Origin of the sequence: Butyricimonas sp. DFI.6.44 (assembly GCF_022132345.1) — a bacterium.
GTDB lineage: Bacteria > Bacteroidota > Bacteroidia > Bacteroidales > Marinifilaceae > Butyricimonas > Butyricimonas muris.
Genome location: NZ_JAKNJD010000013.1, coordinates 36,708 through 48,497, shown reverse-complemented (window position 1 = coordinate 48,497; position 11,790 = coordinate 36,708). Strand labels below are relative to the sequence as shown.

Annotated in this window: 11 protein-coding genes; 1 reads left to right on the top strand and 10 read right to left on the bottom strand. The window is 43.1% G+C overall.

Annotated features, from left to right (window positions below):
- Positions 1–58: 58 nt before the first annotated feature.
- The 3 genes from L0M98_RS17485 to L0M98_RS17475 all read right to left on the bottom strand — a co-directional run bounded on the left by L0M98_RS17485 (position 59) and on the right by L0M98_RS17475 (position 5,082).
- A complete protein-coding gene (locus L0M98_RS17485; protein WP_227217130.1) occupies positions 59–2,116 on the bottom strand; it encodes an acetate--CoA ligase family protein in 2,058 nt (685 codons plus the stop codon).
- Between the two features lie 78 nt (positions 2,117–2,194).
- Positions 2,195–3,214, bottom strand: a complete 1,020-nt coding sequence (gene fbp, locus L0M98_RS17480; RefSeq protein WP_218014301.1) for a class 1 fructose-bisphosphatase — start codon at positions 3,212–3,214, stop codon at positions 2,195–2,197.
- Positions 3,215–3,363: 149 nt separating this feature from the next.
- Positions 3,364–5,082 carry a fimbrillin family protein gene (locus L0M98_RS17475; protein WP_227217131.1) on the bottom strand — a complete coding sequence of 573 codons (1,719 nt, stop codon included), beginning with the start codon at positions 5,080–5,082 and terminating at the stop codon, positions 3,364–3,366.
- Between the two features lie 364 nt (positions 5,083–5,446).
- On the opposite strand from L0M98_RS17475, the gene L0M98_RS17470 reads away from it, so the two are divergent.
- Entirely contained in the window at positions 5,447–6,688 is a 1,242-nt protein-coding gene (locus tag L0M98_RS17470) for an ATP-binding protein (protein WP_227217132.1), read from the top strand.
- Between the two features lie 14 nt (positions 6,689–6,702).
- Here the strand turns inward: L0M98_RS17470 and L0M98_RS17465 are convergent, their stop codons facing one another.
- The 7 genes from L0M98_RS17465 to L0M98_RS17435 all read right to left on the bottom strand — a co-directional run bounded on the left by L0M98_RS17465 (position 6,703) and on the right by L0M98_RS17435 (position 11,698).
- A complete protein-coding gene (locus tag L0M98_RS17465) occupies positions 6,703–6,867 on the bottom strand; it encodes a hypothetical protein (protein ID WP_227217133.1) in 165 nt (54 codons plus the stop codon).
- Positions 6,868–7,053: 186 nt separating this feature from the next.
- On the bottom strand, positions 7,054–7,680 hold the full coding sequence (locus L0M98_RS17460; RefSeq protein WP_099291687.1) for a DUF6266 family protein: 627 nt from the start codon (positions 7,678–7,680) through the stop codon (positions 7,054–7,056).
- A 91-nt stretch (positions 7,681–7,771) separates the two neighbouring features.
- Positions 7,772–8,317 (bottom strand): N-acetylmuramoyl-L-alanine amidase, encoded by a 546-nt coding sequence (locus L0M98_RS17455; protein WP_227217134.1) that lies wholly within the window; start codon positions 8,315–8,317, stop codon positions 7,772–7,774.
- Between the two features lie 78 nt (positions 8,318–8,395).
- On the bottom strand, positions 8,396–8,767 hold the full coding sequence (locus tag L0M98_RS17450) for a 3TM-type holin (protein ID WP_227217135.1): 372 nt from the start codon (positions 8,765–8,767) through the stop codon (positions 8,396–8,398).
- Positions 8,755–9,054, bottom strand: coding sequence for a helix-turn-helix domain-containing protein (locus L0M98_RS17445; RefSeq protein ID WP_099291684.1), 300 nt, complete (start codon positions 9,052–9,054; stop codon positions 8,755–8,757). Before L0M98_RS17445 ends, L0M98_RS17450 begins: the two co-directional genes overlap by 13 nt.
- Positions 9,055–9,130: 76 nt before the next feature.
- Positions 9,131–9,748 carry a DUF6266 family protein gene (locus L0M98_RS17440; RefSeq protein WP_227217136.1) on the bottom strand — a complete coding sequence of 206 codons (618 nt, stop codon included), beginning with the start codon at positions 9,746–9,748 and terminating at the stop codon, positions 9,131–9,133.
- A gap of 618 nt (positions 9,749–10,366) precedes the next feature.
- The gene (locus L0M98_RS17435) at positions 10,367–11,698 is read right to left on the bottom strand and encodes an ATP-binding protein (protein ID WP_227217137.1); all 1,332 of its coding nucleotides are present in this window, start codon (positions 11,696–11,698) and stop codon (positions 10,367–10,369) included.
- Positions 11,699–11,790 lie beyond the last annotated feature (92 nt).

Here is an 11,790-nt window from a genome sequence, read left to right as displayed (position 1 = left end):
TTATAGACTCTATAGACCTTATGGACTAGAGGGTGTATTAACACACACCCTCATTTCTTTATTTTTCAATCCGAATACGGGCATCCACGGCAACCACGTTGTCTTTGTTACCCAGAAGCGGGTTCAAGTCCATCTCGAAGATTTCCGGGGCTACTTTTACCAACGCAGAAATACGCATCACAGCCTCGGCGAACTTGTCTTCGTTCACGGGCTCTTGACCGCGCACTCCTTGGATAATCTTGTAGGATTTCAGTTCTTTAATCAACCCGTGAGCCTCTGACTTGGACATCGGAGCCAACCCTGCTTTCACGTCTTTCAGCACCTCGATAAAAATTCCGCCAAGTCCGCAAAGCACCATGTGTCCGAACTTATCATCGCGTTTCGCCCCGATAAACACTTGCGTACCGCTCAACTGTTGAGCCAACATAATAGCGTAAGTATCTTTGATCTGCATCATCCGTTTGAACTCCCGACGCACAGTTTCCTCGTCGTTCACGTTCATCACGACTCCGCCGACATCCGATTTATGAATAGGTCCGACCACTTTCATTACCAACGGAAACCCGATCTCTTTCGCCATCTTCACGATTTCCTCCTCGTTATCGGACACGCCTTCTTTCGCTCTGGCTACTCCTGCCGCATCCAACAAAGCGTGAATCTCTTCCGGTGACAAATAACCATTCTGCGCGTTATCCACCACTTCCCGGATTTTCTTCACGTCCATATCCGGCATATCGAAATGCTCCGGTTGAGGCGCGGGAGTCTTGTATATCTTGCAAAGGGCATTTCCGAACAACACTTCATCAGGGAAATACACCCGTCCTTTAGAAACAAACTCGTCGATCTCGGCCTTCACGATCTTGGATGACGGGAAGATGGGGAAAATCGGCTTCTTGCTTGTCTTCATCTTTTCATCAAGCACGTTGTACACGTCGAAAACAGGGAACAATCCCGGGCTCCCGAAAATAACAGCCATCCCGTCGATATTATCAAAATCCTTGTCACAAGCATCCAGAATAAAGCCTAATTGCTCTGCCGTACCCGTGGCAAGGAAGTCTATCGGATTCCCGACAGATGAACCACCGAATAATTTAGACAACAACTCCTTTGCCTTTTCTCCCTCGATATGCGGCACATCCATTCCGCCGTTGGAGAGCGCATCGGTCAACATCACGGCAGGACCTCCCGCATGAGTCACCACGGCCATATTCTTTCCTTTCACCTCGGGATGCATGAAGATTCCGGCAACCGTCATCAACTCGTCACGTCCGTTACAACGCACGATTCCGGCTTTACGGAACAAAGCTTCAACAGCAACATCCGAACTAGCCAACGCACCCGTGTGTGAAGAAGCGGCACGACTCCCGGCAGCCGAACCACCGGACTTAACCGCCGCGATACGGCAACCTTTACGAATCAATGAAGAAGCATGCTTCAACAACTTCTCCGGCTTCTCGATACTCTCCACGTACAACAACTTCACGCGGGAACTCGTTTCCGGATCAAACGATTCATCCATGTATTCCAGAATCTCCTCAACACCCATCTGGGCAGAGTTCCCGACAGAATACATGCTATTGAATTTAATACCTTTCTGCATTCCCGAATCCATGATAAACAAGGCCGTTGCCCCAGAACCGGAAATCAAATCCACCCCTTGCGGGTTCAACTCCGGAATCGGGCTGGTAAATACCCCGCTATAATGGTTAGTCAAAACCCCGATACAATTGGGACCTATCAATGCTCCACCCACGGAATCAATCGTATCCACGATCTGACGCTCTAATTTAGCACCCTCTTCGTTTTCCTCGTGGAATCCGGCAGATAAAATAATAAATGCCTTCGTATTTTTTTGTTTGGCAAGTACCTCTACTGCGGCGGGACAGAATTTAGCGGCAATCGCTAAAATAGCGCAATCCACTTGCGGAAGATCCTTCACGTCACGATAAGACTTCACACCTTGCACTTCATCCATTTTAGGATTTACCACGTAAAGTTCTCCTTTGAAATTACCGTCTTGCAAATTTCTCAACACGGTTCCGCCCGGTTTATGTATATCATCCGAGCCGCCCACGACCACGATACTCTTCGGTTCAATTAACTGTTTCGTTATCATATAGCATAAATTTTTATTTCTCTTTTAATTTCAAATGGATGATTGCTAGTGCCATCATCCATTTGAACTTTCTGTTTCTTAGATATTGTTGAAGAAAGTCAGAAACTCCTGAACCTTCTGTACCATCTTCTTCGAGCCTGTATAGAGAGGCACCCGCTGGTGCAGCGCCTCCGGCACGATCTCAAGGATTCGCCTTTCCCCGTCCGTCGCCATACCTCCCGACTGCTCGGCAATAAATGCCATCGGGTTGCACTCGTACAACAATCTCAACTTACCTGTCGGGTGCGAGCTGGTTTGCGGGTAAAGGAATACTCCCCCTTTCAACATATTCCGGTGGAAATCGGCCACCAAAGAACCGATATAACGAGAAGTATACGGACGCTTGGTTGCATCATCTTTCTCTTGGCAATATTTAATAAATTTCTTCACTCCCACGGGGAAATTCACGTAATTACCCTCGTTGATAGAATAGATTTTTCCGTTTTCCGGCGTCTGCATATTCGGGTGTGACAAACAGAACTCCCCGATAGACGTATCCAGCGTGAAACCGTTCACCCCGTTACCGGAAGTGTACACCAACATAGTCGACGACCCGTAAATCACGTACCCGGCAGCCACTTGCTGCGTCCCGGGTTGAAAGAAATCCTCCATTGTCAAAGGCTCCCCGAGCGAAGAAACACGTTTATAAATTGAAAAAATAGTCCCCACGGACACATTCACGTCAATATTCGACGAGCCGTCCAACGGGTCCATACATATAACATACTTGGCATCTCTACATAAGCCTTCCTCGAAAACCACTATATCTTGATTTTCTTCTGTTGCAACCCCGCAACACTCACCACTTGCCCTTAATTCATCCATAAAAGTATTGTCGGCATAGACATCCAACTTTTGCTGGTCCTCACCCTGGACATTGATGGAACCCACCTTACCTAATATATCTACCAAACCAGCTTTATTCACCTCACGATGAACTTTTTTAGCAGCTATACCAATATGATGTAAAAGTCTCGAGAACTCCCCGGTAGCACCCGGAATCTCCGCCTGCCGCTCAATAATAAATTGATTTAAAGTTGTAACTTTATGCATTATCATGGTTCTGTGTTTTAATTTTTTTGCAAATATAGACTTATAAACTGTAATTTAAAAGGTTTACGAACTTAAATTCTGAAAGATACCCATCCATTCCTTACCGAACAAACGGGTCTCTTTCAGAATTACGGCATATAGTTCAAAAGGTTTTATCAATAGGCACGGACGGCTCGAACTATTGCAGCATTATCTTTAACATTAAATCCATCGGTACGTAAATAATCAGACAAACGCTCCTCGCCTCGTTCAGTTGAACTTCCATATATGTTACCATCACCTATCTTTTCCCCACCATGCGCCTCTATATTGGAATTCAATTTTGTTGATTGCGACACAATATATTTTATTTCATTTATCGCAGGAAAATACCATTCTTCACCTTTACTTAAACACGCATTAAAAGCAGGATATTTGTTTATATCTTCACCTTTATTTTCTATAAAAATTTTCACAGCACGCATATTTTTAGCCCCATCATTCTTATCCACTGCACCAACTAATTTATCTTTACCCATGGCACGGACATCACACCACTCCAATTCTTCTACTCCCTCATTCGCAACCACTCTTCCTCGATAAGCATTAACCCCTCTCGTATCCGTTTCAAATTCATTATCTGTTTCATTGTATCCAGTAACCTCTCCAACTACAAATATCGTTCCTCCTGCCCAAGCATCCCCAATCTTCGGTGCAGGCAAATCAACTCGATCATAATTGTTACCTCTTAACTCCTTATTCTCAAAGTAGTATTCAAAAGACTCTTTATTATCAGTGTAAAAAATCGCTTTCTCCAATCGTAAGCTTCCTCCTTCCACCAATCGAGGGAAAACAAACTTCATCTTATTATCCACCACTGCAATCCCTTTCAATTCCCGTTTCACTTCTCCCGAGGACAGATAAAGATCCGCTTTACTAATATTCACTCCCACAGCAACCTCCGTCAACAAAACTTCAACTTCCTCTCCTTTTTCAATTACAATCTCATAAGACTCTTCCGAGTACCAATCTTTTACCAACATCGAAAACTGCATTTCAACAGGTCCCATACCCGGGTATTTATTCACTTTCACGTTATACGTATATTCTTTCCCTTGCTCGAAATTATTGGCAGGAACTTCTACTTCAAACGGCTCTTCAATCCCCGCAACTTGAAACGAGAATAACTTCTTATTACCCTCTATCTCTTGCGGCAAAATAATAACAGAAGAATTGTTGGATTTCGGCATTATAATTTCATCTTTCGCTTCTCCATTCTCGACTTCACCCATCCCCAAATTAAGAGTCCCGCTAGTAACAACATCATGCAATTTCACATTTTCCAATTGTGTCAAATCAATCGTAGCAGGCGTTTCCGTCGCAATATTCAACACGATCTTGGAAAACAGATGTTCAAACTCCAATTTTATCGGCTCGGCATCTTTTGCATATCCCTCTGCCGCCTTCACATACAAAAAATCCGATTTATCCAAACCGTTAGATTGATCTGTTTCCACGCTAACATTCATTCGGGTCAATTCTTGTGGTTCCGAATGTTCCTTTTCCCAATAATACCCGTACACGTCTATCCGCCCATCGGGATAATAATGCTCACCACCATCCGCAAAAGTCAAATCGCCCTCCTGCCCATAGTTCATTTTACAAAGATCTTCACTTGCAGGAACAGCAACAACATCCGCACTCTCCCGCTTAGCAATGTAAAGAAATATTTTATTCCCTTCACTAAACCCATCCACCCGGGATAAACTACCGGGTCTCAAGTCTTGAATATTAGAACGAAAACGAAACTCCCGTCCATTAACACTTTCTTCCGAAACATTCCGAACGCAACTCAACAAGACACTTGCCAATAAGAGAAAACCAAATAATTTCATAGTCTGTAATTTTTAAATGTTTAGATTATAATTTCCCCTCCGCACATATCATTAAACTAGATTCTTCAATCTTTCAAAGACTCGAAAATATTAAATGGTTATCTTTACACGCCATTCTCGTAATTACACCTGACAATAAATCAATTACACCCCACCATTAATATATTTTCCTAATGTTCTATCCCGTAGGAACAAAAAACGTTATTTTATGCTCCATAAAAATATATAATAAAAACCAAAAAATCAACTAACCAAAAAATTTTCATTCAAAAATTTCATTAACTAAAAATATGCCTCCAAATATTACAATCGTATTTAGAATAAATCGTATATTTGCGTAGAATTACAATCATATTTAGACAAAATGAATACACCTAAGATCATTAAAGAACGGGATTCATACATCACTAGGATCAAACCATTTATGAGGAAATCCTTAGTAAAAGTAATGACAGGACATCGCCGTGTCGGTAAAAGTTACATCCTATATCAATTGATGAACCTCATTTTAGAAGAAGAAACTGATGCAAATATTATTTACATCAATAAGGAAAATGTTGATTTCATCAGTATAAAAACATTCATGGAATTAAACAATTACGTGAAGTCCAAAGTCAATCCGGACAGGATGAATTATATTTTCATTGATGAAATTCAAGAAATACAAGATTTTAGGCTGGCTATCCGTTCTTTGGCATTAGAAGAAAACAACGATATTTATATAACTGGTAGCAATTCAGAAATATTTTCAAGCGATTTGGCGAATGAATTAGGGGGACGATACATAGAATTCACAATCCATAGTTTATCTTACTTAGAATTCTTAGGCTTCCATAAATTAGAAAACAATGACATTTCGCTCGAAAAATACATTCATTACGGGGGATTACCCTATCTCTTCCATTTACCAATGGAAGAAGATGTTATCACGGAATATATTAAAAGTATTTACTCCACGATTATATTAAAAGATGTCATACAAAGGAAAAATATCCGAAATACCTCCTTCTTGGAACAATTAATCTTATTTCTCGCTAATAATATCGGGAATTTATTTTCTTCTAAAAGCATCAGTGACTTTTTAAAAAGTCAACGAATAGACATATCGCCTTACGTAGTGGGAGAATATGCAACGGCGCTATCAGATGCCTTTATTGTTCAAAAAGTTGGGAGATTTGATATTATAGGGAAACGTCTTTTTGAACGAGGGGAAAAATATTATTTTGAAGATCTAGGGATTCGCAATGTCATCACAGGATACAAAAGACAAGACCGGGGTATCCGGTTGGAGAATTTAGTTTACAACCATTTGGTATATAATGGATATGATGTAAAAATCGGGACTCTCGGGTCAGAAGAAATCGACTTCGTGTGTCAACGCAAAGGAGAAACCATATACGTACAAGTTGCCGTGGAACTATCCAAAGAAGAAACAATTAAAAGAGAATTTGGTAATTTACTCCGAATCAAAGACAACTATCCCAAGATTGTCGTGTCTGGGGAAATCTCTTTTGAAAACTCTTACGAGGGCATCCAGCATATTTATATTAGAGACTTTCTGTCATCCGAATTATCTCCTTCAATATTACACACAAATAAACGATGAGAGGGTTTCCCCCCTCATTGTTTTCGTCGCTCCCATCGTCGTTTCACCCAAGCCACGGCGATCGAACTCACGATACCACCTGCTATACTAACAACCCCGGCAAACAAATGATCCACCATCTGCGACAATACCGAGTTAAAACTCAAAGTCGAAAACATACCTATCACAAAATAATTCATACAATTGAAAGTTGAAAATTGAAAATGAGCGAGATAGAACCGACCACAACAAAATAGAACTCGTGCAGTCGGTTCCCTTCAAAAAAGATAGTCAAACAAAACTTATGATTCGCCGAAAAACTCTACCCAATCATAAATCAAGAGCGAAGCCCGTGCGGCTGGAATCACTCAATCATAAATCGAAAATCACTGAATCAATAAGCTGTCCGACGCCCTTTTTCCGTTCTTCAACGTGGCGAAGCAATACACCTTCACTTTCGTGTTATCCCACTCGTCCGGGAGCGCGTAACTGGTACTGCCACTTTCACCCCGGGCTCTCAACACTACCAGCCTTGCCCGTTCCCGTTCCGTTTCGTACAACACGCCGTACACTTGGTCGTCAGTCAACGCGAACCCGTCCTCTTCTTCCTGCCCCTCTTGCTCGAAAAGGAATTTTTGGTTTTCCTCGCTGTACGTCACAGTCACCTTCGGCGGATTGATAATCCCGGCAGCCACCAACAATTGTTCAAAATTAACGGTTGCCTCGTTCTTCTCGTTCACCGTCACCGCCTTCATGTTCGCCGCCACGAAAGCATTTGACGTCGACCCCTTCCCGATCCCCACGAAGCCTTTCCGTATCACCGGTAAAAGACTCCGGGACAACTGTACCAACACTTTCATCCTCGCCCGCTGTGCCAGTATCTCCGGTGTCGGGTTATCCTTCCTCGTGAATACTTTCGCTTTCGCGATGTTCTTACTCCTCGTGTAACACAACGTGATGTTACCTACTGATTTTCTCGCTTTACCTAACAAATAAGAATTAAATTCTGCCATAATAATTGAAAGTTGAAAATTGAAAATTGAAAATGTAAACACTTAAATCCATGAATCAAAAATCATGAAATCATAAATCATAAATCGTAAATCATAAATTTTTAACCGCTTCCTCCAACGCCGGCCCCGGATCGATTTTCCGGTTCGTGACCGCGGAATGGCCCACGACATCTTTGATCGGGTAGTACTCCTCCAGCACGCTACAAATTTTCGCCAAAGTTTGCACCTGCATCCTCGTGTAGCGATGCCAGTAAGTCAACTTCCCTTCCGATTCGTACGCGAAGACGTCTTCCGCCGGAACAATCCGCCCGCACTCGGCAACGAACATTCCCCCCGACAAACGAAGTTTCCCCAAGTTATCCAGTTCGATCCCTATGGAATAACGATTCAATCCCGACCGCCCCGCGTACCAGCTACGCCCGGCGTGCCACGCTTCCGTGTCAAACGGCACAAGTTGAATGATCTCCCCGTCCCGCCCGATTACCAGATGAGCGGAAGCCCCCACGTCAGGTCTTGTCAGGTAAATCGCGGCAGCCTCGGCTCCCCACGCGGCGGTATAGTGCAAGACAATCATGTCCGGTCCCACCAGCTTCCGGGTATTCTTCGCGCAAACCAAATGACGTACCCGATCGCCCATCAACCGATGGTTGACAATTGAAAATTGAGAATTGAAAATTGAAAATGAACTCATAAATCGTAAATCATAAATCTAAAATTAAAAACGTCGTTTTCGCGTGAAGACTTGCAGAATTTTTTCTCCGCCTCGTCCCACCACGTAACCGCCCAAACCGATTTCCAGCAAGTCCCAAAAGCGGGAAGTATCGTCAAGAATCGGCAGGTTCGTGAACGTTCCGACCAACACGATCACCGCAAATACCAACATCACCAACGGTCGCCACGATCGCTGCAACCAACTTCCCTTCGCTTCCTCCACCAACACCGCCGATTGCGCCTCTACCCGAGTCCGCTCCCATTCCGCGAGTACCTGTAGCAAATCCAATTCCAGTTGCCGTTTCTCCCTCGCCGGGAGAGTCAGGCGATCGACCACCTCGCCAACCGCCTTGACCACACCCTTTACTCCTTCCAAAAGCCCAACCCTTTAAGTACGGCATTCTTAATCTCTGCCACGAAATAAAGATTCCGATTTCCTACCTTACGTACCGGAAAACCGAACCATCGGGCATATCGACGCAATGTTTTAGGAGAAATATCCATCGCCTTGCATACCTCTTCCGTATTCATCAAGCGGTGTGGCACCCGTGTCACCGTCTCGATCGCTATTCGTACATCCCGGTGATACTCTTCCAAACGTTGGAGAATCTCCAAATAAACATCTTCCATCTTTTTCTTTTCATCAAATCCTTTTTTTGCCATATCTATTTAATTGAAAGTTGAAAATTGAAAATGAGATCACTTGATCTCAAAATCATAAATCTAAAATCGTAAATCACTAAATTCTTAGGTATTGACTCGACGAATACGCCTTTCCCTCTTTCGCCCGGAAAAAGCAATACAAATGTGCCGCCATGCCTCGCTTCCGGTTCAATTGGATCATCGCCTTTCTCTCACCCCTCGTCGCACGCACTTCTTCAAACACGGGAGTAAACGAGCGATCGCCGTACAACACGACCACCATTAACTCATCGCCCATCCTTGCCGGAGCCAACCCGGCATTTTCCTCCCACGTCAAGGTTACAACGTCCCGGTCATCCACCTCACCCCGAAGATTATTCACCTTCTGCAACATCCCCACCGCCAACTGCAAACGTGAAAAATCGGCAATCTTCCCGTCCGGTTTAAAAACCTTCATGTTCAGCCTCATGAAAAAATTGTAACCGCTCGCGGACATTCCCCCTGTCGCCACACGCCACACTTCCCGCAAGGGTGTCACCACCATGTGCCGATAAAAACAAATCGCCACCATAAACTGAGAACGGCAATCCATCTGTTCCGGCGTCTTCGCGTCCGAGTATTCCGCCGGGGTACTCCGCACCCGGGTATCCGCTCCTACCCGATAAAAAACCGTGTTCCCGACTTTTCCCGATATCAACTTATCTGTTTTAGCCATACTGATTAAATTGAAAACAATAACTAATAAACACTCTCGTTCGTTTCTCTTTCCTATCACTCTCCTTTCAAAAACCTTCCCGAAGGTCTTTAAAAGGACTTTGAAAGGAGTTTAAAAGGACTTTGTTCCCTGTCTTCCCCGGGATTACCCCCCGTCTTCCCGGGGAATTCCTCAGGTATCTCCGACCTCTTGTACCGCGTTCTTTAAAATTCTCATCATCTTTTATTTTTAAATCAACGATACAAAGATATTTCCCCCACGTCCCCCCACCAACGAAATGACACAGACAGCCAAATAACTGTATAAACACCCTGTAACCTGACACAGACGCCTAAAACTCGAGATTCATTTTCCCCGTAAAAACAATTTTAACCGCTTCACAATTACCTCTCGAAAAAAATCTTTCATTACATTGAAACAAAATATAATACCGCCAGCAAAAGTTTCGGTAAACCAAATCAACAATCGTAATCTTAATAACAAAATATTTTATATATAGCAAAATATGATTATATTTGCCATATAATTTTTGTTAACACAAAATGAATAACGATTCAAACATATCAGAAAAAAAATTGAATATATGTCCTTGGGAGGACTCGAAGTGTTCGTCAAGCGTTAATTCGTATTGATCACCTCCGCCACAACATCCTCCAATAAGAATGGGATCACGCCCACATACAATACACCATCTTCATCCGACCAAAGTTTACGGCTACCGTCCAGCACAACAATCTTGCGAAAAAAGTCGCCAGTGTTTCTCAGAGAGAAAGTCTCTTGTGCTTTCTTCTCAGGAGTGTCCACATTCAATGCCGACTGAATATACACCTTGTCATTGCCCACGTTAACCACAAAGTCAATCTCATATTGCGACAACTTACGCTTGCCGTCTATTACACGTGTCAACTCTACAATGCCCACATCCACTGAATAACCTCTGCGAATCAAGTCATTGTAAATCATATTCTCCATCAGGTGCGAACGCTCTTGCTGACGGAAATTCAACCTAGCATTTCTCAATCCTAAATCCATGGCGTAATACTTCTGAATCGTGTCGAAATACTTACGTCCTTTCACATCCCATCGTTTTGCGCTCTGGAAAAGAAAAGCATCCTCCACATAGTCCAAATAGTTTTTAATAGTATTGTGCGAAGGCAGCTTTCCCATCAAAGAACCTGCTGTATTGGCCAGTTTGTTCGGATTCGTCAGTGAGCCTACAGACGATGAGAGTGCATCAATCAAAGCACTCAATGTATTGTCATCCTTTAGGTTGTAGCGTTCCACAATGTCCTTGATATAGACATTCGAGAAGAGGCCTTTCAAATATTTACGTTTTTCCTTTTCATCCGGCTCAAGAACCGCCAAAGGCATACCGCCGTACATCAGATACTCCTCCAGTGCATCAGCTTTCTCCATCCGAGCCACAGACAAGTATTCTGCAAATGATAGCGGATAAACTTTTATTTCAGTACCGCGGTCACGAAAATTAGTCACGATATCCCGCGACAGCATCTTAGAGTTTGAGCCAGTCACATAGACGTCTAGATTCGGACGTGCCATCAGATCATTCAAGATGTCGTAGAACGTGGTGTAAAGCATCTCTCTGTCCTCTTCGGGTACTAATGATTCATCAGCATCTTCATTTTTAACCTTATACGACAACTGTATCTCGTCAATTAATACATAGAACTTCCTGTTCATATCTCTTGTACACTCTATGATATAGTCGTACAGGAGGTTCGGGTTACGATACTTGATATCCGATTTTCTGTCAAGAGCCACCTCCACGAAATCTTCTTTTCGAACTCCTTCCTCAATCAATCGCTTCTTAAAAAGAGTTGAGAGCAGGAACGACTTGCCTGAACGTCTTATACCAGTCACAATCTTTACCTTACCGTTCCAACGTTTTGCCAATAACTGCTCCATGTATTCGTTTCTATCTATTACCATAATAACAGTCCTTATGATGGTTCTGAAATTTTGGTTGTATATTACAACCATTTTGTCAGTACAAAAATACTTTTTTTTCTTCAAACTGACCG

Bases quoted from the DNA above. Each gene is read 5' to 3' on its own strand.
- fbp (WP_218014301.1), bottom strand. From the start codon at position 3,214: ATGATAATGCATAAAGTTACAACTTTAAATCAATTTATTATTGAGCGG.
- L0M98_RS17465 (WP_227217133.1), bottom strand. From the start codon at position 6,867: ATGAATTATTTTGTGATAGGTATGTTTTCGACTTTGAGTTTTAACTCG.
- L0M98_RS17470 (WP_227217132.1), top strand. From the start codon at position 5,447: ATGAATACACCTAAGATCATTAAAGAACGGGATTCATACATCACTAGG.
- L0M98_RS17445 (WP_099291684.1), bottom strand. From the start codon at position 9,054: ATGGCAAAAAAAGGATTTGATGAAAAGAAAAAGATGGAAGATGTTTAT.
- L0M98_RS17475 (WP_227217131.1), bottom strand. From the start codon at position 5,082: ATGAAATTATTTGGTTTTCTCTTATTGGCAAGTGTCTTGTTGAGTTGC.
- L0M98_RS17455 (WP_227217134.1), bottom strand. From the start codon at position 8,317: ATGGGCGATCGGGTACGTCATTTGGTTTGCGCGAAGAATACCCGGAAG.
- L0M98_RS17440 (WP_227217136.1), bottom strand. From the start codon at position 9,748: ATGGCTAAAACAGATAAGTTGATATCGGGAAAAGTCGGGAACACGGTT.
- L0M98_RS17485 (WP_227217130.1), bottom strand. From the start codon at position 2,116: ATGATAACGAAACAGTTAATTGAACCGAAGAGTATCGTGGTCGTGGGC.
- L0M98_RS17460 (WP_099291687.1), bottom strand. From the start codon at position 7,680: ATGGCAGAATTTAATTCTTATTTGTTAGGTAAAGCGAGAAAATCAGTA.
- L0M98_RS17435 (WP_227217137.1), bottom strand. From the start codon at position 11,698: ATGGTAATAGATAGAAACGAATACATGGAGCAGTTATTGGCAAAACGT.